Origin of the sequence: Pseudonocardia sp., from assembly GCF_035305885.1 — a bacterium.
Taxonomy (GTDB): domain Bacteria; phylum Actinomycetota; class Actinomycetes; order Mycobacteriales; family Pseudonocardiaceae; genus Pseudonocardia.
This window is the reverse complement of sequence record NZ_DATGOP010000118.1, coordinates 159,072-179,305: the sequence shown is the minus strand read 5'-3', so window position 1 is coordinate 179,305 and position 20,234 is coordinate 159,072. Positions and strand designations below refer to the sequence as shown.

General features: G+C 74.3%; 22 protein-coding genes and 1 tRNA gene. 15 read left to right on the top strand and 8 right to left on the bottom strand.

Annotation, left to right across the window (positions count from 1 at the left end):
• Positions 1-1,355: thiamine pyrophosphate-binding protein (locus VKZ81_RS27300; RefSeq protein WP_491723620.1), on the bottom strand; the 1,355-nt coding region annotated here is incomplete at its 3' end.
• A gap of 194 nt (positions 1,356-1,549) precedes the next feature.
• On the opposite strand from VKZ81_RS27300, the gene VKZ81_RS27295 reads away from it, so the two are divergent.
• The 3 genes from VKZ81_RS27295 (at position 1,550) to VKZ81_RS27285 (ending at position 2,757) form a co-directional block, all read left to right on the top strand.
• A complete protein-coding gene (locus VKZ81_RS27295) occupies positions 1,550-1,984 on the top strand; it encodes a DUF3052 domain-containing protein (RefSeq protein WP_324244564.1) in 435 nt (144 codons plus the stop codon).
• 204 nt (positions 1,985-2,188) lie between these two features.
• Positions 2,189-2,650, top strand: coding sequence for a peroxiredoxin (locus VKZ81_RS27290; protein WP_324244563.1), 462 nt, complete (start codon positions 2,189-2,191; stop codon positions 2,648-2,650).
• 32 nt (positions 2,651-2,682) lie between these two features.
• A tRNA-Val gene (locus VKZ81_RS27285) sits at positions 2,683-2,757 on the top strand.
• 13 nt (positions 2,758-2,770) lie between these two features.
• Here the strand turns inward: VKZ81_RS27285 and VKZ81_RS27280 are convergent.
• The gene (locus tag VKZ81_RS27280) at positions 2,771-3,169 is read right to left on the bottom strand and encodes a nitroreductase family deazaflavin-dependent oxidoreductase (protein WP_324244562.1); all 399 of its coding nucleotides are present in this window, start codon (positions 3,167-3,169) and stop codon (positions 2,771-2,773) included.
• Between the two features lie 116 nt (positions 3,170-3,285).
• Between VKZ81_RS27280 and VKZ81_RS27275 the strand changes: the two genes are divergently transcribed.
• Entirely contained in the window at positions 3,286-3,669 is a 384-nt protein-coding gene (locus tag VKZ81_RS27275) for an ArsR/SmtB family transcription factor (RefSeq protein WP_324244561.1), read from the top strand.
• Positions 3,656-4,120 (top strand): SRPBCC domain-containing protein, encoded by a 465-nt coding sequence (locus tag VKZ81_RS27270; protein WP_324244560.1) that lies wholly within the window; start codon positions 3,656-3,658, stop codon positions 4,118-4,120. The genes VKZ81_RS27275 and VKZ81_RS27270 overlap by 14 nt, the downstream gene beginning before the upstream one ends.
• A 25-nt stretch (positions 4,121-4,145) precedes the next feature.
• On the opposite strand, the gene VKZ81_RS27265 is transcribed toward VKZ81_RS27270, so the two are convergent.
• On the bottom strand, positions 4,146-4,496 hold the full coding sequence (locus VKZ81_RS27265; RefSeq protein ID WP_324244559.1) for an ArsR/SmtB family transcription factor: 351 nt from the start codon (positions 4,494-4,496) through the stop codon (positions 4,146-4,148).
• A 59-nt stretch (positions 4,497-4,555) separates the two neighbouring features.
• On the opposite strand from VKZ81_RS27265, the gene VKZ81_RS27260 reads away from it, so the two are divergent.
• Entirely contained in the window at positions 4,556-5,752 is a 1,197-nt protein-coding gene (locus VKZ81_RS27260; RefSeq protein WP_324244558.1) for an MFS transporter, read from the top strand.
• Between the two features lie 172 nt (positions 5,753-5,924).
• A complete protein-coding gene (locus VKZ81_RS27255) occupies positions 5,925-6,749 on the top strand; it encodes an alpha/beta fold hydrolase (protein ID WP_324244557.1) in 825 nt (274 codons plus the stop codon).
• Here VKZ81_RS27255 and VKZ81_RS27250 read toward each other — a convergent pair.
• Positions 6,746-6,928, bottom strand: a complete 183-nt coding sequence (locus VKZ81_RS27250) for a hypothetical protein (protein ID WP_324244556.1) — start codon at positions 6,926-6,928, stop codon at positions 6,746-6,748. The genes VKZ81_RS27255 and VKZ81_RS27250 overlap by 4 nt on opposite strands.
• Positions 6,929-7,050: 122 nt before the next feature.
• Here VKZ81_RS27250 and VKZ81_RS27245 point away from each other — a divergent pair, with 122 nt between their 5' ends.
• Positions 7,051-7,818, top strand: a complete 768-nt coding sequence (locus VKZ81_RS27245) for a class I SAM-dependent methyltransferase (RefSeq protein ID WP_324244555.1) — start codon at positions 7,051-7,053, stop codon at positions 7,816-7,818.
• On the opposite strand, the gene VKZ81_RS27240 is transcribed toward VKZ81_RS27245, so the two are convergent.
• Entirely contained in the window at positions 7,784-8,842 is a 1,059-nt protein-coding gene (locus tag VKZ81_RS27240; RefSeq protein ID WP_324244554.1) for a helix-turn-helix domain-containing protein, read from the bottom strand. The genes VKZ81_RS27245 and VKZ81_RS27240 overlap by 35 nt on opposite strands.
• A gap of 107 nt (positions 8,843-8,949) precedes the next feature.
• Between VKZ81_RS27240 and VKZ81_RS27235 the strand changes: the two genes are divergently transcribed.
• From VKZ81_RS27235 to VKZ81_RS27220, 4 genes are read left to right on the top strand one after another with little or no spacing between them, the layout of a single operon-like run.
• Entirely contained in the window at positions 8,950-9,846 is an 897-nt protein-coding gene (locus tag VKZ81_RS27235; RefSeq protein ID WP_324244553.1) for an alpha/beta hydrolase, read from the top strand.
• Positions 9,843-11,072: an MFS transporter gene (locus VKZ81_RS27230; RefSeq protein WP_324244552.1), complete on the top strand. Its 1,230-nt coding sequence runs from the start codon at positions 9,843-9,845 to the stop codon at positions 11,070-11,072. Before VKZ81_RS27235 ends, VKZ81_RS27230 begins: the two co-directional genes overlap by 4 nt.
• 16 nt (positions 11,073-11,088) lie before the next feature.
• Positions 11,089-12,837 (top strand): ABC transporter ATP-binding protein, encoded by a 1,749-nt coding sequence (locus tag VKZ81_RS27225; RefSeq protein WP_324244551.1) that lies wholly within the window; start codon positions 11,089-11,091, stop codon positions 12,835-12,837.
• Positions 12,834-14,564 (top strand): ABC transporter ATP-binding protein, encoded by a 1,731-nt coding sequence (locus VKZ81_RS27220; protein ID WP_324244550.1) that lies wholly within the window; start codon positions 12,834-12,836, stop codon positions 14,562-14,564. Before VKZ81_RS27225 ends, VKZ81_RS27220 begins: the two co-directional genes overlap by 4 nt.
• A gap of 273 nt (positions 14,565-14,837) precedes the next feature.
• Here VKZ81_RS27220 and VKZ81_RS27215 read toward each other — a convergent pair whose 3' ends face one another.
• Positions 14,838-15,857: an ABC transporter substrate-binding protein gene (locus VKZ81_RS27215; RefSeq protein ID WP_324244549.1), complete on the bottom strand. Its 1,020-nt coding sequence runs from the start codon at positions 15,855-15,857 to the stop codon at positions 14,838-14,840.
• Between the two features lie 131 nt (positions 15,858-15,988).
• Between VKZ81_RS27215 and VKZ81_RS27210 the strand changes: the two genes are divergently transcribed.
• Both VKZ81_RS27210 and VKZ81_RS27205 read left to right on the top strand, forming a co-directional pair.
• On the top strand, positions 15,989-16,423 hold the full coding sequence (locus VKZ81_RS27210) for a DoxX family protein (RefSeq protein ID WP_324244548.1): 435 nt from the start codon (positions 15,989-15,991) through the stop codon (positions 16,421-16,423).
• A gap of 44 nt (positions 16,424-16,467) precedes the next feature.
• A complete protein-coding gene (locus VKZ81_RS27205) occupies positions 16,468-17,007 on the top strand; it encodes a peroxiredoxin (protein ID WP_324244547.1) in 540 nt (179 codons plus the stop codon).
• A gap of 7 nt (positions 17,008-17,014) precedes the next feature.
• On the opposite strand, the gene VKZ81_RS27200 is transcribed toward VKZ81_RS27205, so the two are convergent.
• A complete protein-coding gene (locus VKZ81_RS27200) occupies positions 17,015-17,653 on the bottom strand; it encodes an NADPH-dependent F420 reductase (protein ID WP_324244546.1) in 639 nt (212 codons plus the stop codon).
• A 78-nt stretch (positions 17,654-17,731) separates the two neighbouring features.
• Here VKZ81_RS27200 and VKZ81_RS27195 point away from each other — a divergent pair, with 78 nt between their 5' ends.
• Positions 17,732-18,163 carry a winged helix-turn-helix transcriptional regulator gene (locus tag VKZ81_RS27195; protein ID WP_324244545.1) on the top strand — a complete coding sequence of 144 codons (432 nt, stop codon included), beginning with the start codon at positions 17,732-17,734 and terminating at the stop codon, positions 18,161-18,163.
• Here VKZ81_RS27195 and VKZ81_RS27190 read toward each other — a convergent pair.
• On the bottom strand, positions 18,160-20,073 hold the full coding sequence (locus VKZ81_RS27190; RefSeq protein ID WP_324244544.1) for a primary-amine oxidase: 1,914 nt from the start codon (positions 20,071-20,073) through the stop codon (positions 18,160-18,162). The two genes, VKZ81_RS27195 and VKZ81_RS27190, sit on opposite strands and share 4 nt — an antisense overlap.
• Between the last annotated feature and the right edge of the window lie 161 nt (positions 20,074-20,234).

Sequence of the window (20,234 nt, the reverse complement as noted above, 5' to 3'; positions counted from 1 at the left end):
AGCCGGTCGCGGAACTCCTTCAGGTCGTCCTTGGTGAGCTTCTTCATCTGGTGGGTCGCCATGCGGCCCTCGAAGCTCTCCAGCGTCCAGCCCTTGATGGTCTGCGCCAGGATCACCGTCGGCTGACCGACGTGCTCGCGGGCGGCGTCGAACGCCGCGTAGACCTTGCGGTAGTCGTGGCCGCCGCGGGAGAGCCGCTGGAGGTCCTCGTCGGAGAGGTCCGCGACCATCTTGCGCAGCCGCGGGTCGTCGCCGAAGAACGTGTCGCGGATGTAGGAGCCGTCGCTGATCACGTACGTCTGGAACTGGCCGTCCGGCGTGGTGTTCATCTTGTTGACGAGCACGCCGTCGACGTCCTGGGCGAGCAGCGGGTCCCAGTCGCGGCCCCAGATGACCTTGATCACGTTCCAGCCGGCGCCGCGGTAGAGCGACTCCAGCTCCTGGATGATCTTGCCGTTGCCGCGGACCGGGCCGTCGAGGCGCTGCAGGTTGCAGTTGATGACGAACGTGAGGTTGTCCAGGCCCTCCGTGGCCGGGACGTGGATCAGGCCGCGCGACTCCGGCTCGTCCATCTCCCCGTCGCCGAGGAACGCCCACACGTGCTGCTGCGAGGTGTCCTTGATGCCGCGGTGGTGCAGGTAGCGGTTGAACCGCGCCTGCATGATCGCGTTCATCGGGCCGAGGCCCATCGACACCGTCGGGAACTCCCAGAAGTCCGGCATCAGCCGGGGGTGCGGGTACGACGGCAGCCCGTGGCCGGGCCCGCCGTGCGACAGCTCCTGGCGGAACCCGTCGAGCCGGTCCTCGGTGAGGCGGCCCTCGAGGTAGGCGCGGGCGTAGATGCCGGGGGAGGCGTGGCCCTGGATGTAGACCTGATCACCCCCGCCCGGGTGATTCTTGCCGCGGAAGAAGTGGTTGAAGCCGACCTCGTACAGCGTGGCCGAGGACGCGTAGGACGAGATGTGCCCGCCGACGCTGATGCCCGGCCGCTGCGCGCGGTGCACCAACATCGCGGCGTTCCACCGGATCCAGCGGCGGTACGTCCGCTCGGTCTCCTCGTCGCCGGGGAACCACGGCTCCCGGTCGGTGGGGATGGTGTTGACGTAGTCGGTGCTGGTCAGCGCGGGAACGCCGACGTTGCGCTCCCGGGCCCGCTGCAGCAGCCGCAGCATGAGGTAGCGGGCGCGCTGCTGCCCCGCGGCGTCGAGGACCGCGTCGAAGGAGTCCAGCCACTCGGCCGTCTCCTCGGGGTCGATGTCCGGCAGGTGGGCGGCGAGCCCGTCACGGATGACGTGCACGCGCCGCGGCCCCGTCCCGGAGGTCCGGGCACTGCCGTCGGTGTTCTGGCCGGTCAAGGGATCTCCCTGCCTAGGTAGAGCTGAGTCGTTCTCCGTTGGTGCCATCCCCTATCGTGCCCCTCGGCGCTCGATCTCGTAACGAGTGGTTGCGCGTCGGACAGTCGTCGTGTTCGGATTCCGCAACCGACGAGGCCGGAGTCGGGGGGAAGGGCACCGGCTGCGAGCAGTGCACGAGGTAAAGGGGTACACGCGTGGTCGCCGCGGATGATGCCGGACGCACGTCCGACATCGCGGGCAAGCTCGGCGTCGAGCCGGGCATGGTTGTCCAGGAGCTCGGCTGGGACACCGACGTCGACGAGGCGGTGCGGGACGCCGTCGAGGAAAGAGCGGGCGACGACCTGCTCGACGAGGACGCCGACGAGGTCGTCGACCTCGTCCTGCTCTGGTGGCGGGACGGGGACGGTGACCTGGTCGACACGTTGGTGGACGCCATCGGCCCGCTCGCCGAGAACGGGGTCATCTGGGTGTTGACGCCCAAGACGGGGCGTCCCGGTCACGTGGAACCCAGTGACATCGCCGAGGCTGCACCGACGGCGGGGCTGTCCCAGACCTCGAACATCACCGTCAGCGAGGGCTGGGTGGGGACCCGCCTGGTGGCGCCGAAGGCGGCCAAGTCCCGCCGCTGACCGGCGTTCGACGCCCGCCGGTTCCTCAGGGCACGCCCGCCCGGACGTGCGCGCGGCCCGTGGGTCGTTCCGGCCCACGGGCCGGTTCGCGCGTGCCCGGCGCGCCGACCGGACCGGGGCCCGTGCCTCCCGTTCGCGTCGCGGGTGGCCTCGTCCCACTAGGCTCCTCGGGGAACCCACGGCTTGCAGCGAGGAGATCTGCTCATGGCGCCCGAGGTCGGCACCGAGGCACCCGACTTCACCCTGAAGGACCAGAACAACCAGGACGTCACGCTGTCGTCGTTCCGCGGCAGCCGCAACGTGCTGGTCGTGTTCTACCCGTTCGCGTTCTCCGGGATCTGCACCGGCGAACTGTGCGCGGTCCGCGACGACATCGGCACGTTCCAGAACGAGAACGTCCAGGTGCTCGGGGTGTCCGTCGACCACGTGTTCGCCCTCAAGGCCTGGGCCCTCCAGGAGGGCTACCAGTTCCCCCTCCTGTCGGACTTCTGGCCGCACGGTGAGGTCGCCAAGGCCTACGGGGTGTTCAACGAAGACCGCGGCATGGCCGTGCGCGGCACCTTCCTCGTGGACAAGTCCGGCGTCGTGCGGTTCGCCGAGGTGAACGCGCCCGGGGAAGCCCGCGACCAGGAGGCGTGGAAGAAGGCGCTGGCCACGGTGGCCTAGCATCTGCCGGTCGCTCAAGGCGGCCGGATCCCGGGCGCGTAGCTCAGCGGGAGAGCACTCGGCTTACACCCGAGCGGTCGCAGGTTCGATCCCTGCCGCGCCCACCAGCCCTCGTCCCCGTCACGGATCACCGCGGCTCACGAGCCGGAGGATCGGGATCCGCCGGCCGACCGCCGCCGTCGCGGCGCGGTAGTCGCGCCACCCGGGGTAGACCCGCTCGGCGAGCGCGAACAGCCGCGCGCACTCGTCGGGATCGGTGCCCTCGCGCGCGGTGAACCGCTCGCCCCCGAGCTCGCAGCGCGGGAGCCCCGACCTCGCGCCCGTGGTGGTGAGCGGCGCGGTGGTGATGGTGCCCAGCGTCGTGGTGGAGCGCCCACCGGTCACCCGGTACGGCCACGGGTCGACGCGAGCCGACACGTGGCGCACGAACCACTGGCCCGCGGCCGAGCGCCCGAACGCCACCATGGCCGCGTACACCCACCCGCGCCTGGCACGCGGGTCCACTCGGTGTAGCGACACGCGGTGACAGTACCGCTGTCGTCGGCCGCCGCTCACCCACGAAAGTGCTGTTCACGGCGCCCGCTCCGGCGATATGTGCACTTGCGCGTTAATTAAGACTGTGGTTACATATCGGCGTGGACGCGTTCACGGTGCTGGCCGATCCGCTGCGGCGGGAGGTCGTCGAGATGCTTGCCGACGGTCCGGTCACGGCGGGGGAGATCGCCGCCCGGTTCCCCGTCACGCGGCCCGCGGTGAGCAGGCACCTGCGCGTCCTGCGCGAGTCCGGGCTCGTCGCCTCCGAGGTGCGCGGCCAGCACCGCGTCTACACGCTCCGTCGGGAGGGGCTCGTCGAGCTGGACCGCTGGCTCGACCGGTTCCGCCCGCTCGCCCCCGTCGAAGCCGCACCGGCCGGGCCCGCGGCACGCCTCGACGCCCTCGACACCGAACTGCACCGCGGGCGCCGGGTCCGGCGCCGTGCCCGCACCGACACCCCAGGAGCACACCGTGGCAGCGCCTGATCCCGACGTCCGCACCCTCACGCTGCGCCGCAGCTACCCCGACCCCGTCGAGGACGTGTGGTCGGCGTTCACCGAGTCCGACCGCCTCGCCCGCTGGTTCGGCTCCTACCGCGGCGCCGGACGTCCCGGCGGCACCGTGGAGCTCACGGTCACCGGCGAGGTCGACGCGGGCGGCGCCGTCGCCGACCCGGTGACGGTCACCATCCACGAGTGCGCGGCCCCGCACCGGCTCGTCGTCGAGATCCCGGACACCGCAGGCGGGCCCTCCTGGCTGGTGGAGGTCACGCTGACCAGCGCGGGCACCGGCACCGAGCTCGAGTTCGTCCAGCGGCTGGTCGAGGGCGTCGACGCGGCCGACGTCGAGGCCGGGTGGAACTGGTACCTCGATCGCCTCGGCGCCTCGCTGCACGGCGAGCCCATGCCGGAGTGGAGCGCCTACGCGCCGAGCTGAGGGCGGGAGCGATCGCGGGGCCGCGTCAGGCGGGTTGGCGTTGCGGCTTGACGCCGACGGTCGTCGCGCCGTGCCCCTCTGCGGCCAGCACGCTCCCCAGGAGCCCCGGGAACCGCCGTTCGAGCTCGTCGAGGCGCAGGTGCACGTAGCAGCGGGTGCCCTCCTCGCGGGTCCGCGTGATCCCCGAGGATCTGAGCACCTTCAGGTGGTGGCTGAGGGTGGACTTCGCCACGGGGGTGTCCAGCTCGCCCCATTGGCGCTCGACGCCGTCGGACAGCAACCGCACCAGGCCCAGCCGCAGCGGGTCGGACAGGGCGGCGAGCACCGTGGTCAGCGGCACCTCGTCCAGGTCCGGGTGCTGTGCGTCCTTCGCCACGCACCCAGTATGGCACCCACCTTATTCGATGTTCTACGAACATCGAATAAGGTGGGTGCATGGCTCACCCCCGTTCGCCCGGCTGGCTGGCCGGGCTCTTCGTCGCCACGCTCGCGCTGGGGACCGACGAGTTCGTGATCGCCGGGCTGCTGCCCGAGCTGGCCGCGGACCTGCAGATCTCCATCGGCGGAGCCGGTCAGCTGATCACGGTGTTCGCGCTCGCGTTCGGCCTCGGTGCCCCCGTCGTGGCAGCCGTGCTGGACCCGTACCCGCGGCGCCGCGTGATCCTGGCCGCGCTGGCGGTGTTCGCGGCGGCGAACGTCGCCGCCGCCGTCGCGACCACCTTCGGCGTCCTCGTCGTGCTGCGGGGCCTCGCCGGCCTGTCCGCCGCGGTCGTCTCGTCCACGGCGTTCACCGTCGCCGCGCAGGGCGCGCCGCCCGATCGGCAGGGCCGCTACCTGGCGGTCGTCACCTCGGGCCTGACCGTGGCGCTGTTCACCGGTGTGCCGGTCGGCGCCTGGGTCGGGGCCCGCTTCGGGTGGCGCTCGACCTTCGTCCTGATCGCGCTCGTCGCGCTGGGGTCGATGGTCACGCTGGCCGCCGGGCTGCCTCGGATGGAGGGGGCGGGGTCGACCCGCCTCGCCCAGCGGCTCGGCCCCCTGCGGAACGCGCGGGTGATCCGTCTCGTCCTGGCCGTCTTCCTGGCCGGAGCGGGCGGGCTGATGTTCTACAGCTACCTCTCCGCCCTCCTGGTGCACCACCCGGGTGACGCGGGGGCGCTGCCGCTGGTCCTGCTGCTCGTCGGCGTCATCGGCGTGCCCTCGGCGTTCCTCGGCGGCAGGCTCGCCGACCGGTACGGCGGTCGCCGCAGCCGCCTGCTCGTCATCGGCGGTCATGCCATCGCCCTCGCCGGGACCGGCGTCCTGTTCGGCCTGGGCGCTCCGCTCCCGCTGCTCCTGGTCGGGATCGCCGCGTGGTCGGTGTTCGCGTGGGCCCTCAACCCACCTCTGCAGGCCAGCACCATCGAGGCCGCACCCGAGGCGCCCATGCCGGCCCTCTCGCTGAACATCTCCGGCCTCTACCTCGGCACCGCCGCGGCCGGCGCCATCGGCGGGGTGATCGTCGACGGCCCGGGCGCGCCGTGGATCCCGTTCGTGGCGGCCGCGCTGCTGGCGCTCGCATGGGCCGGCGCGTCGTTCCGCACGCCCGAACCGGCGGCCCCTCGGGTGCCGTGCCCGACCACGAGCAGCGGGTAGCCGCCATCGGGCACGCTTCGGTGCGGGGGTGGTGCCCGGACGGGCGGTCGCGCGACGACGGTCATCCCTGCGCGCAGATCCGGTCGAAGCTGCGCTCCCTCGTCGACCGCCGATCAGCCGGGCACGACCGTCGGCCCGTGACGGGCACCCGGTACCCCACACGTTCGGCACCGTGTTGCCCACCCTCGCGGCCGGGTGGCAGGTGATCGCCACCGAGCTGCAGGGTCACGGCCACACCGCCGACATCGACCGCGACACCACGCTGGACAACCTCGCGGACGACGTCGTGGCGCTGCTCGACGAGCTGGCCAGCGAGCGGGTCGACCTGTTCGGCTACAGCCTCGGCGGCCGCACCGCGCTGCGGGTGGCGATGCTGCACCGCGACCGGGTCGGGCGGCTGGTGGCCGCCGCCACCCACTACCGCAGCGACGGCTACCACCCCGGCATCCGCCCACCGCAGCCGGCCGTCGCCGACGGCGAGGCAGCGTATGGGTCCACGCCCGGCCCGGCCACGATGCGCAGGTCGAACAACGCCACCGCGTGGACCACGCTCGACCGCTACCGATCGGCAGCTCCTGGCCGGTATCTACGGCGCCCGCCACCCCTCCTCCCTGCACGCCGCGGCCCGTCGGCCACGGATCCCGGCGACGGAGGGCAGGTGTGTCCGATGCCGACGCAACCCGACATCGACGAGGTGGTCGCCCGCTACGGGCGCGACGAACTGGGCGCCGGGGCCGCGGTGGCCGCCCTGCGCGAGGCGCTGCCGTCGGTGCTCGTGGACACCGCCACCAGCCGGTTGCTCACCCCCGACCAGCACCGGCGCCTCCTGGACGCGGCGCAGGCCGGGGCCGAGGCGCAGGAGGTGGAGCCCGGTGCCGGCGCCTACCGCCACCACGCCACCCCGCGGCCGGCCGGTGCCTACCTCAACCCCGGCGCGCCGGTGATCCCCGGGGCCTACCGCGACCCGGACGCCGGGCGGCCGGGCCCGGCGGGCTAGTACGCAGGGGCGTCGGGCGGGCGGCAGGAGTCCAGCAGCGCCCGGCGGGCGCGGGCGAGCGCCGCCGGCCTCCGCTGGAGGAGGGGGTCGTTCCACCAGAGGGCCTCAGCGATGTCGGCGGCCTTGAGCAGCGCGTCCATCCGGGCGTCGGTCAGCAGGACCTCGTGCAGGACGTGCATCACCGCACCTCCCGTGGTCGGCAGGTGGCGTCCGGATGGTGCCGAGCGCGCGCGTCGTGCCCGCGGGCTCGCTACGCCGTGGCGCCCCGTTGACCGGGACGCCGGGAAGCGAGGATGGCGTCGTGACCGAGGACGTGTGGGCGGGCCTGGTGGATCCGTTCGTCAAGGGCGCGTACGCCTCCGTGAAGGGCCGCGTGCGCACCTACGTGGTGCACCAGCACCTGACCGCCCACCTGCCCCCACCCCCGGCGGCCGTGCTGGACGTCGGCGGCGGCGCGGGGCACCAGTCGCTCCCGCTGGCCCGCCTCGGCTACGAGGTGGTCCTGCTCGACTCGTCGGAGGCCATGCTGTCCGCGGCGCAGGAGCGGATGGCCGCCGAGCCCGCGCAGGTCCGGGGCCGGGTGCGGCTGGTGCTCGGCCGCGGGGAGGACGCGCCGTCGCTCACCGGCGGCCGGGCGTTCGACGCGGTGCTGTGCCACGGCGTGCTCATGTACCTGCCCGACCCGGCGCCGATGGTCGAGGCGCTGTGCGCGTGCGCGCGGCCGGACGGCCTGGTGTCGGTGCTCGCCCTGAACGCGGAGACGCTCGCCGTCCGGCCCGCCCTGGAACGCCGGTGGGAGGACGCGCTGGCGGCCTTCGACGCGGGCGGCGAGCGCGGCGTGCTCGGGCTGGACACGCGCGCCGACACCGTCGACGGTCTGTCCGCGCTGCTCGCGGGCCACGGGGCGCGGCCGCTCGCGTGGTACGGCGTCTGGCTGTTCAGCGACTGGATGTCGCTCGACGCCGACGACGGCGAGCTCGCGCGGATCGCGCAGGTGGAGCTGGAGGCGAGCCGCCGCGACCCGTACCGGCGGCTCAGCCGGGTGTTCCACCTCCTGGCGCGCAGGTGAGCAGCCGCCACGTGGTGAGGGCGAGCCGGGCCCTGGTCAGCCCGGTGGGGTCGGTGAGGTCGATGCCGAGCGCCTTGCCGAGCTGGTCCAGCCGGCGGGTGACGCTGCTGTGGTGCAGGTGCAGCAGCTCGGCGGCCCGGCGGTGGGAGCCGGTGGCGCAGTAGGCGTCGAGGGTTGCGAGGTCGTCCGGGTCGTCGGCCACGCGGGCGACGGCGGCCACGTCGGGGTTCGCGCGCGCCTCGTCCTCCGGCACCTGGGCGAGCAACGCCAGCGCACCCAGGTCGGCGTGGTGCACGACCGGCCGGCGCTCGGTGGTGAAGCGCAGCGCGGTGCGGGCCTCCCGCCAGGACCGGTCGGGGCTGTCGGCGCTGCCGATCCCCGCGCGCACGCCGTCCGGGAACCGGGCCCGGTCGACGGTGGTGACCAGCAGGACGCCCACGTCGGCGAGCGGCGCGGCCTTCACCGGCCGGCCCGGGCAGATCCGGGCGCCGATCTTGTCGAGGGGGAGCTGCGACCGCACGGCGACGACGTGGACCGGCAGGTCCGCGGCGAACCCCAGCAGCCGCAGCGCCCGGCTGCGGGCGGCGTCGTCGCTGTCCGGGCTGATCACGAGCTCGACGAGGGCGGGGTCGGCCATGGTGGTGCGGGCGGGCCCGTACCGCTCGACGACGGCGGCCGCGGCGATGGCGAGCCGGTCCAGCAGCACCTCGTCCAGCGGCCCGGACGGGCCGGGCCGCTCCAGCCACACCGTGCCGATCTCCTCCTCGTCGAGCACCACCGGGGCCGACAGCGACGCGGCCCCCGCCGGGGAGGGCGCTTCCCTGCCGTCGGGCCCGATGCGAATGGTGCGCCCCGTGCCGTGGAGCCGGATGCCGGCCACGCACTGGGCCAGCCCGGCCGACGCCCGCGCGAGCGCGGGGAGGTCCACCCGCCTGCGCATGAGCGTGTCGTAGACCATCACGATGCGCAGGGCGCCCTCGGCGTGCGAGTCCAGGTTGGACAGCCGGGCGACCAGTGCTTCCACCCACCCGAGGATAGGCGCTGTCGGTGCGCCGATCGGTGCGTCGATCGGTGCGGATGCGCGGCGCTTGGCGGGTGATCGTCACGCCGGGCGCGGCCAGGATGGCGGGCATGGATCCCGAGTTGGAAGCGTTCGTCCCGCTCCTGCCGCAGCTCGACCCGCGCGACCCGGCCGCAGCCCGCAGGACGTTCGCCGAGCTGGCCACCTCGATCCCGGCAACCGACGCCTCGGACCTGGAGATCGAGGACCTCGACGTGCCCGCCGACCCCGCCGTGCCGGTGCGGATCTACCGACCGCAACAGGCCGAGGGTGCGCTGGTGTGGCTGCACGGCGGCGGATGGGTCGTCGGTGACCTCGACACCGAGCACCCGTGGGCCGCCCTGCTCGCCCGCCGGTCCGGCGCGGTCGTGATCTCGGTGGGCTACCGCCTCGCGCCGGAGCACCCGTTCCCGGCCCCGCACGACGACGCCTACGCCGTGCTGTGCTGGGTGGCCGAGCACGCCGCCGAGCTCGGCATCGACCCCGACCGGATCGCGGTGGGCGGGCACAGCGCGGGCGGCGGCCTCGCCGCCGGGGTGGCGCTGCGGGCCCGCGACGAGAAGGGCCCGCACATCTGCTTCCAGCTGCTCAACCAGCCCGGCCTCGACGACCGGCTGGAGACGTGGTCGGCCCGCACCTTCACCGACACCCCGTGGTGGAACCGCGACCGGCTCGCCGCGGCGTGGCGCTACCACCTGGGCGGGTCACCCGCCACGCCGTACGCCGCGCCGGCCAGGGCCGAGGACCTGTCGGGCCTGCCGCCCGCCTACATCGCGACGGCGGAGCTGTGCCCCAACCGCGACGAGGACATCCTCTACGCGCTCCGCCTGCTGCAGGCGGGGGTGTCGGTCGAGCTGCACCAGTGGCCCGGCACGTTCCACGGCTCGCAGGCGATCCACACCGCCGCGGTGTCGCAGCGCCAGATCGCCGAGCTGGGTGAGGTCATCCGCCGGGCGGTGGCCGGGTGAGCGGGGCGCGCAGGCCGATCCTGCTGGTCGGCCTGGCCGTCTTCGCCCTGATGACCGGCCAGCAGATGGTGAACCCGATCCTGCCGCCGCTGGCCCGCGAGCTCGGGTTCAGCGAGCTGGCGCTCGGGATCGTGTGGACGGTCGGCGCGTCCGGTGTCGTACTGGCGAGCTCGTTCTGGAGCCGCCGCGCCACCACCTGGGGCCACCGGCCGGTCCTGCTGATCTCGCTGTCCGGCGCGACCGTCGCGCTGCTGGCGTTCGCCGCCACCGCCCAGGCCGGGCTGGCCGGCGCGCTCACGGGTGCGGTGTTGTTCGCGTCGATCCTGCTCACCCGGGGTGTCGTGTTCGGGCTGGCCTGGGCCGCGACCCCGGTCACCGCGCAGTCCTACGTCGCCGACGTGACCACCGGCCCGACCGAACGGGTGCGCGGCATGTCCGTGATCGGCGCGGCGCAGGGCCTCGGCCTCGCGGTCGGGCCCGCGCTGGGCGGGGCGCTGAGCGCGGTCGGCCTGCTGGCGCCGATCTACGCGGCGCCCGCGATCGTCGCCCTGATCGGTGTCCTCGTCTGGATCGGGCTTCCGCGCCCGCAGGCCCGCGGGCCCCGTCCTCCGGCGGTGCGGGTGAGCCCGTTCGACGGCCGCATGTGGCCGTTCCTGACCACCGGGTTCGGGATGTACCTCGCGTTCGGCCTCGTGCTGATGACGATCGGGTTCCTCGTGCAGGACCGGCTGCAGCTCACCACGCAGGCCACCGGGCAGGCGACCGGCCTGGTCATGCTGGCCGGGGCGAGCGCCGTCATCGTCGTCCAGGCGGTGGTCGTGCCGCGGCTGAACTGGCCGCCGCTGCGGCTCATCCGGGTCGGCGTCGTCGTCATGACGGCGGGCATGGTCCTCACCGTCGCGGCCGGCACCGGGCCCCTGCTCGCGGTGTCGATGGCCGTGCTCGGCGCGGGTCTCGGGTTCGGCTTCCCGGGGGTCACGGCCGCACCCACCCTGCTCGCCACCCGCGAGGAGCAGGGGGCCGTGGCCGGGCTGGTCGGCACCAGCAACGCGCTCACCTTCATGCTCGGCCCGCTCCTGGGCACCGCCCTGTACGAGATCGGCCCCGCCGTCCCGTACCTGCTCGGCGCGGTGCTGCTCGCGGGGCTGGCCGTCTTCACGTTCGTCCACCCCGGCCTGCGCCAGGCGCCGGAGCGCCCGAGCGACCTGGTCGCGGCCGACCTGTAGGCAGTGGGGAGACACGATGGATGAGGCGATGGGCCTGTCGGAGCTGCTGCGCCCGATCCGGTCGCGGCTGGGCGCGGCGGTCGGTCTCCAGGCCGTCGCGGCGGTCGTCGCCGTGGTGCCGTTCGCCGCGGTCGCCGAGCTGGCACGGGTGCTGCTGGCGGACGGCCCGGTCGACGCGTCCCGCGCGTGGACGGTCGCCGCGGTCGCGGCCGGCGCGCTCGTGGTGTGGGTGCTGCTGACCGGGTTGGCCGGGGTCATCGCCCACCACGCCGACCTGGACTTCCAGCTGTCGGTGCGGCGGCGGATGGTCGACCGGCTCGGCCGGGTGCCGCTGGGCTGGTTCACCGACCGCGGCGCGGGCGGGATCGGCAAGGCCGTCCAGCACGACGTGGACACCATGCACCACCTGGTGGCGCACGCGGCGTTGAACCTCACCGCGAGCGTGCTCACCCCGCTGGTGTCGCTCGCCTACCTGTTCTGGGTGGACTGGCGGATGGCGCTGATCACGCTGATCCCCATCGCGGTGGGGGTGGCCTCGATCGTCCGGGCCGCGAAGCGGATGGGCGGGCGGTCGGCGGAGCTCGACGGGGCGCAGCAGCGCATCAGCAGCCGGGTCGTCGAGTTCGTCGAGGGCATCGCCGTGGTCAAGATGTTCGGCCAGGCCGGGCGCGCGCACCGGAAGTACGCGCAGGCAGCCGACGACTTCGCCGACTTCTTCCTCGCCTGGATCGCGAAGGCCTACCGGGCGAGCGCGGTCGCGGAGCTGGCCTTCAGCCCGGTGACCGTCCTGCTCGCGGTGCTGGTCGGCGGGACCGCGATGGTCTCGGCCGGGCAGCTCGAGGCGGTCGACCTGCTGCCGTTCGCGATCCTCGGCATCGGCGTGGCCGGGCCCATGCAGGCTCTGCACCACTACAGCCACGACGTGGAACGGTCGAGCGCGGCGGCGAAGCGGGTGGGTGCGCTGCTCGCGGCGCCGGAGCTGCCGGTCTCGCCCCGCCCGCGCCTGCCGGAGGCGAGCCGGGTGGAGCTCTCGCGCGTCTCGTTCGGCTACGACGCGCAGCGCCCGGTCCTGCGGGAGATCGACCTGGTGCTCGAACCGGGAACCGTGACCGCGCTCGTCGGGGCTTCCGGATCGGGCAAGACCACGCTCGCCAAGCTGCTGCCGCGCTTCTTCGACCCGACCTCCGGCGCGGTCACGATCGGCGGGGTCGACGTGCGCGACATCGCCCCGGAACGGCTGTACCGGCTGGTGACGTTCGTCCTGCAGGACGTCCAGCTGCTCGACGCCACCGTGCGCGACAACATCCGGCTCGCCCGACCCGACGCGGACGACGAGACGGTGCAGCGGGCGGCGCGGGCGGCCGCCATCGCCGAGCGCATCGAGGCGTTGCCGCGGGGCTACGACTCGGTGGTCGGCCGCGACGTGCGCTTCTCCGGCGGCGAGGCGCAGCGGATCTCCATCGCCAGGGCGATCCTCGCCGACACCCCGATCGTGGTGCTCGACGAGGCGACCGCGCACGCCGACCCCGAGTCGGAGGCGCTGATCCAGGACGCCCTGTCGGAGCTGGCGGCCGGCCGGACGGTGCTCGTCGTGGCGCACCGGCTCGCGACGGTCGTCGGGGCCGACCGGATCGTGGTGCTCGACGGGGGCCGGATCGTCGAGCAGGGCACGCACGAGGAGTTGCTCGCCGCGGACGGCCGCTACGCGCGGATGTGGCGGCTGCAGGAGCAGGTGGGCGCGGCACTCGCGGGAGGACCTCGATGATCGAGCGGCTGTTCACCGCGCTCGGCCCCGAGCACGATCGGGCGCTGCGCAGGCTGCTGAGCCTGCTCGGCGCGGCGGCGGTGCTGCAGGGGTTGGCGTTCGCGCTGCTGGTGCCGGCGCTGCGCGAGCTGCTCGGCGGCGCGCCCGCAGGGGCGTGGCCGTGGGTGGTCGCCCTCGCCCTGCTGTGGGCCGGCTACGCGGTCGTCAACTACTCGGGGACGCTCACCGGATTCCGGACCGGGGCGCGCCTGAGCCGGGACCTGCACCACCGCATCGGCGACAAGGTCGCGCAGCTGCCGCTCGCCTGGTTCACCGCCGACCGGGTCGGTGGGCTCGGCCGCCTGGCGACGCAGCGCGTCCTCGACATCATGGGGGTCCCCGCGAACCTGCTGCGGCAGTTGGTCGACGCGTCGGTCACGCCGCTCGTCGTGGTCGCCGCGATGTTCCTGTTCGACTGGCGGCTGGCGGCGTCGATGACCGTCGCCGCGGCCGTGGTCGCGCTCGTCTACCGGGCGGCGGGCCGGCGCATGCAGGCGGCCGACCGCGCCGCGGACCGCGTCCACGCCGCCGCCGCCGGGCGGATCGTCGAGTTCGCCCGCGCCCAGCCGGTGCTGCGGGCGTTCGGGCGCACCGTCGAGGGGCACGCCGCGCTGGACGCCGCGCTCGCCGAGCAGCACGGGGCCGGCCACCGGACGCTGCGCGCGGGCGTGCCCGGGGTGCTGGGGCTCGGCGCCGTCGCGCAGGCGTCGTTCGTCGCGCTGCTGGCGCTGGGGACGCACTTCGCCCTCGGCGGTTCGCTGGGTGCCGCCGAGCTGATCGCGGTCCTGGTGCTCGCGGCCCGGTTCGTCCAGCCCGTGATCCTCATCGCCGAGCTCGGCGGCGCGCTACGGGTCGCGGAGAACGCCCTGGAGGAGATCAACTCGCTGCTCGCCACGCCGACGCTGCCGGAGCCGGAGGTGTCGCGGCCGACGTGCGGCGTCGACATCGAGCTCGACGCCGTGCGCTTCGGCTACGACGGCACCCCGGTGCTGAACGGGCTGTCGATGCGGGTGCCGCAGGGCGCGATGACCGCGCTCGTCGGCCCGTCCGGCGCCGGGAAGACAACCGTGATCAAGCTGATCGCGCGGTTCTTCGACCCGGACGCGGGCGCGGTGCGGGTGGGCGGTGTCGACGTCCGCGACCTGCGCACCGAGGAGCTCATGTCGCTGATCTCGGTGGTCTTCCAGGACGTCTACCTGTTCGACGGCAGCATCCTGGACAACGTGCGCATCGGGCGCCCCGACGCCACCGACGAGGAGGTCCGCGCCGCGGCGCGCACGGCGCGGGTCGACGACATCGCCGAGCGCCTGCCGGGCGGCTGGGACGCCCCGGTGGGGGAGGGCGGCAGCCGCCTCTCCGGGGGCGAGCGGCAGCGCATCTCGATCGCGCGCGCCCTGCTCAAGAACACCCCGATCGTCCTGTTCGACGAGCCCACCGCGGCCCTCGACGCCGAGAACGAGCACGCGCTGCAGCAGGCGATGGCCGCGCTCGCGCGGGACCGCACGGTCCTGGTGATCGCCCACCGGCTGCACACGCTGCGCGGGGCCGACCACATCGTCGTCCTCGACGGTGGCCGGGCGGTGGAGGCGGGCAGCCACGAGGAGCTGCTCGCGCTCGAGGGCCGGTACGCGCGGTTCTGGCGGGAGCGCCAGCGGGCGCAGGGGTGGCGGCTGGTGGGCCGCGCCTGAGGGGCGGCGGGTCCCGCGGAACCGCTCGCCGCTCGTCCTGATGCGCAGCCCCGGTGGGCCTCCTGGCGGGGCCGCGGATTGTGCGGGCAGGTGTTCGCCGGGCAGACCGGGGGCCTGCCCGGCTCGACGCCCGCCGCCAGGAGGTGGTCCACCCGCGGTCCCGCGGAACCCGCGTGGTGGGCTCCGCCCCTTCCGACGAGCGGCGCGTTGGTCGCACGGGTTCCGACGAACGCGCCGTTCGTCGGGAGAAGGGGCGTCTCCCGCTAGGTTCCGCTACCCCTGGCGGCCCGCGACCTTCTCCAGCGTCGGCCGCAGCTGGTCGATCAGCCACTCGACGGCGGCGACGTTCGGGGCCTGCAGCGCGATGGCCTGGTCGAGGGTGAGCGGCAGGTAGGTGCCCTCGCGGACCGGGCGCAGCTGCTGGACGAGCGCGTTGCCCTCGAACCGGGCCTGATCGTCCGAGGTGGCGAACGTCATGAACAGCACGTCGGCGCTGTCGAGCAGGCCGACCTCCTCGTAGCTGACGCCGACCGTGCCGGGGGCGAGGGCGTCGGAGGCGGGCGCGTCGCGGAACGGCTCGGGGATCTCGAGGCCGAGGGAGCGCATGAACACGGTGGCGAGGTTCTCCTCGCCGACGACCATCGGGAGGATGTCGCCGCGCGCCTGCCCGAACAGGTAGGTGCGGCCGGCGAGGCCGGGCAGCTCGGCGCGCAGTGCCGCGACGGCCCCCTCGGCCTCGGCGATCAGGGCCTCGACCTTCTCGCTCTCGCCGAGCGCCCGGCCGATCCGGCGGGCGTCCTCCTGCATCGACGAGCCGAACAGGGAGCGCTCGTAGACCACGACCGGGGCGATGCCGGAGAGCCGGTCGTAGGTGGCCTGGTCCGCCACCAGGGCCGAGCCCACCGCGAGGATCAGGTCGGGCTGGTAGGAGGCCACCTTCTCGATGCTCACGCCGCCGTTCTCGTCGGCCTCGATGCCGAGTACGTCGTCCGGCAGGGGCGTGCGGATGTAGGGCAGGTTCGGGTCACCCGTGCCGTCGTAGCTGTAGTTGCGCAGCGCGCCCACGATCGGCGCTCCGACCGCGTCGGCGATCGCGATGTCGTTGTAGCCCAGCGCCACGACGCGCTGCGGCTTGGCCGGGATCGTCGTCGTGCCGAACGCGTGGGTGATCGTGACCGGGAACGCCTCGCCCGTCGCCCCGGCGGCGGGCGACGGCGGCGGCTCGCCGGCCCCGCAGGCGGTCAGGACGAGCGAGCAGACGGCGGCGAGTGCCGCGACGAACGCCGGGCGCATGGATCTCCTCGCGGGACAGGTGAGCCTAAGCTAATCGATCGGGTGGACGATAACCGACGCCGTGCGATGAGTTCTCGCGCCGCCCGCGGTCTCACCTCCGGACGTGATCCACGACGGGAGGAGAGACCACGATGACCACCACCGTTGCCCGCGCGACCAGCCCGGCCCCCGCCCGCGTCGGCGACCGGGTCCGCGACGCCGTGCTGCTGGCCTTCCGGCTCGTGATCTGCTTCCTGTTCACGCTGCACGGCGTGATGGCGTTCGGCGCGTTCGGCGGCGTCGACGGGCAGGGCGGGTCGGCGCCCGCGTTCACGATGGGGTGGTGGGCCGGCGTGATCGAGACCGTCGGCGCCCTGCTGATCGCCGTCGGGTTCTGCACGCGGGCCGCCGCGTTCGTGCTGTCCGGGGTGATGGCCTTCGCCTACTTCACGGTGCACGCCCCGATGGGCTGGAACCCGATCTTCAACATGGGCGAGCCCGCCGCGCTCTACAGCTGGATCTTCCTGCTGATCTGGGCGGTCGGTGGCGGCCGCTACACGGTGGACGCGCTCCGCTCCGCCCGCTGAGCCAGGATGGGGCGGACGGCGTCCGCACCGAGAGGAGAGCGCGCATGAGCCTGCCCGTGCCCGAGGACGACGGGGCCGCCGACCACCTGCCCGGGCTCGCCCTACCGCACGTGGAGCTGCCCAGCACGGCGGGCGGCACCGTCGCGCTGGACGCGCTGGGGCCCGGGCGCACCGTGCTGTACGTCTACCCGCGCACCGCCCCGGCGGACGGGACCGTCCCCGACGGCTGGGACGAGATCCCGGGCGCCCGCGGCTGCACGCCCGAGGCCTGCAGCTTCCGCGACCACCACCAGGACCTGCTCGCCGCGGGCGCCGCCGGGGTCTACGGGCTCTCCGCGCAGGACACCGACTACCAGCGCGAGGTCGTCGAGCGGCTGCACCTGCCGTTCGCGCTGCTGGCCGACCCCGGCCTCGTGCTGGCCGGGGCGCTGCGCCTGCCCACCTTCACCGCCGCCGGGATGACGCTGTACCGGCGCCACACGCTGGTGATCCGCGACGGGCGGATCGAGCACGTCTTCTACCCGGTCTTCCCGCCGGGCGAGCACGCGGGCGAGGTCCTCGACTGGCTCCGCACGGCCGCCTGAGCCGGGCTCAGCGGGCCACCGCGAGCCCGAACGGAACCGGCCCGAGCGCCCGCACGAGCGGGCGGACGAGCAGCACGAACGCCTCCGTCACCCGGGCCGTGGCGAGCCCGCCCAGGTCGACGACCCACTCCGGCCGCCAGCCCAGGTCCACGAGCAGGGCGGCGACCTCCGCCCGTGCCGCGTCGTCGTCGCCGGAGACGAACGCCGAGGGCGGCGTGGCGAAGGTGTCCGGCGCGGCCATCGCCTCCGCGGGCCCGATCGTGTTGAGGGTCTTCACCACGCGGGTGCCGGGCAGCGCCCGCTGCAGCTGCTCGGCCAGGCTGGAGCCGGGGTAGCAGAGCGCCGACGCGAACCCGTCGGCACCGGTCCGCACGGCGTTGGCGACGTCGACGAGCACGCTGCCCGCGAGCTGCGGGGCGAGCGGGCGCAGGAGGTCGACCGACTCGTGCCCCGGGGTGGCGTTCACGACGACGTCGGCGCCCTCGGCTGCCTCCGCGAGCCCGGCGAGGGGGACCGGGACGCCCCAGCCGGGCGCGCGGCGGGCGGGGTCGCGGGAGCCGGCCGTGACGGTGTGCCCGGCCCGGGCGAGCGCCCCGGCGAGCGCGGCGCCGACGGCGCCGGTGCCGAGGACGGCGATGCGTGTCATGGCCGCGACGCTATGGCGGCGGGTAGAACGGTCGGGAGTAGGCACTTCGAAGATCCCAGGGCACCGGGAGGAGCGTTCGTGACCACGCGGACGGCCGCGCAGCGGCAGGAGGAGCGCCGGATCGCGCACCGGGCGGCGGTCGCGGCCTGCCCCACCCAGGAGGTGCTCGGGCGGCTCGGCGACAAGTGGGTGCCGCTGGTCCTCCGGGCGCTGCGCGACGGCCCCCGCCGCCACGGGGAGCTCGCCCGCACCCTGGCCGGGGCCCGCCAGAAGGTGCTCACCCAGGCGCTGCGCACGCTGGAACGCGACGGCCTGGTCACCCGCACCGTCACCGCGGGCGTGCCGGTGCGGGTCGACTACGCCCTCACCGCGCTCGGCCGCAGCCTCCTCGAACTGGTCGAGGCCGTGGAGGAGTGGGCCGACCGGCACGTCCCGGCCCTGCACGCCGCCCGGCGCGGCTACGACGAGGCGCAGCGGTCCGGCGCGCCCTATAGCGGTGGCGCGACCTAGCAGTGGCGCGGTGGCGGCACGTCGAGCGCCGGGCTGCGGTCGAAGAACCCGACCGGCTGCAGCAGGAACCCGACGTGCTGCACCGGCATCACCGGCCAGTCCTCGAGCCGGGCGACGTGGTGGGAGCCGAACGTGTACCAGACCACGACGTCGGTGTCGCTGACGGAGCGGTCGGCCGCCGTCCAGCGGGGCAGGCCGTCGCCCCCGGGGTGCTGGTTGGGGTAGTCGCCCGCGGCGTGCCGTTCGTCCTCGGCGTAGGGCGTGACCCACAGGTGGTGGGCCATGAACCCGGCGCGGCGCATCACGCTCGCCTCGGGCCGCACGAACGGCACCACCGTGCCGTGCGGCTTGATCGCGTACGCCGTCGGCTCGCCGACCGCGTTGCGGGCCTCGCTGCTGCGCACCTCCCAGTAGCGGGCCGAGTCGAGGCTCACCCGCCGCCGCGCGGAGAGCTCGGAGTCGAGCCGGGTGGCGACGGTGCGGTAGCCGTTGCCCAGCGGGTTCTCCGGGCCCTCCGGGTCGGTGACGGTGTCGATCTCGTAGACGGAGTTGGTGGTGCCGTCGACGTCGAAGTCGAGCCGGACGTTGAACACGTGCTGGTGGATCGGGGCGTAGAGCCCGTCGGTGTTGAGCAGCTGGCCGTGGGTCGGCCTCGTGCCCGGCGGCACCGCGCCGGTGGACATGATCCCGGTGAGCTTGACGTCGAACTCGATCGACCCGTCCTGGTACAGGTACCAGAAGAAGCCGTACTCGTAGTTGCCGACCGTGGCGATGAACGACACGACGAGCCGCCGCCCGCGGCGGACCTCGGCCTTCTCGGTGCGGAAGTCGGTGTGCTTCCACAGCAGGCCGTGGTCCTCCTCGTGCAGGCACACGGCGTTGGGGATCGTGAGCGGCTCGCCGCTCGGGTCGGCGAGGACGGCGTCGAAGTAGCGGATCTCCCCGAGGCAGTCGCAACCCAGCTCGAGCGGGTTGGCCATCGTGCCGATGTTGTACTCGCCCGCGTCGAAGGCGTTCTTGCGCCGGTGGGTGGGCGCCGGGTCGCCGTAGGGGACGACCATCTCCGACAGCGACGCCCGGTGCAGCACGGGCCGCTCGCGGCCGCCGTCGGTGTAGCGGACGGTGTGCAGGACGAGGCCCTCGCGGGCGGTGAACCCGACCCGGAACCGCCACCTCTGCCAGCGCACCTCGTGCCCGTCCACCTCGAACGACACCCCCTCCGGCTGGGTGATCGAGACGGGTTTCAGGTCGGTGCGGGGTTCCACGTCGGCGGTGGTGTAGTTGCCGGGCTGCTGCGGCACCGGGACCACGCCGTGGTCCTCGAGCTTCACGACCCGCCCGGCGAGCAGGTCGACGTACACCACCAGGTTCTCGACGGGGTGGGCGTAGCCGTTGTCGTCGGGGCCGCCGATCTTGACCCACACGAGCGCGCGGACCAGCCTGCCCTCCACCTCGTCGCCGTAGTGGCCCGCCGACCATGCGTCGGCCATGACGCCGTCGAACTCGGTGATCCCGCGCGCCCGCAGCGCCTCCTGCACGCCCGGGTCGTTGCGGACGATCTCGTCGCAGGCGATGAACTCCTCGGCGGTGACCTGCGGCTGCACGCCGGGGATGTGCTCCCAGCGGGTGACGGCGGAGTCCGACAGGGAGACGGTGGCCTCGTAGGTGCGCCCGTCGGTGCGGTCGAGCACGACGGCGGCGGCCTCCCGCGGGACGGCCGTGCCGTCGGCGTCGTGGGCGAGCACGGCCTCCTTCGCCGGCTCGCGCAGCCCCAGCGAGATGAACCGCGACCCCGGTCCGATGCGGCCCGCGTCGCGCAGCAGGGCGGCGGCGCGGCGGATCTCCTCCGCCGAGAGGGGCTCCAGGGGGTGCGTGACGGTGGTGGACGGGCGCTCTTCGGTGGCGGTCACGGAACCCTCCTTCGCTGTGGTGCAGGTCCCACCTTCGCGCGCTCCACCCGCGGGCACCACCCGTGGATCGGTGAGCGGGAGCGTCCGAGCCGCCCCCGCGGCATTCGGGCGCGGTGGCGTAACGAACGGGCGGCGGACGCGGAGTCAACCAGGCGTCCGCG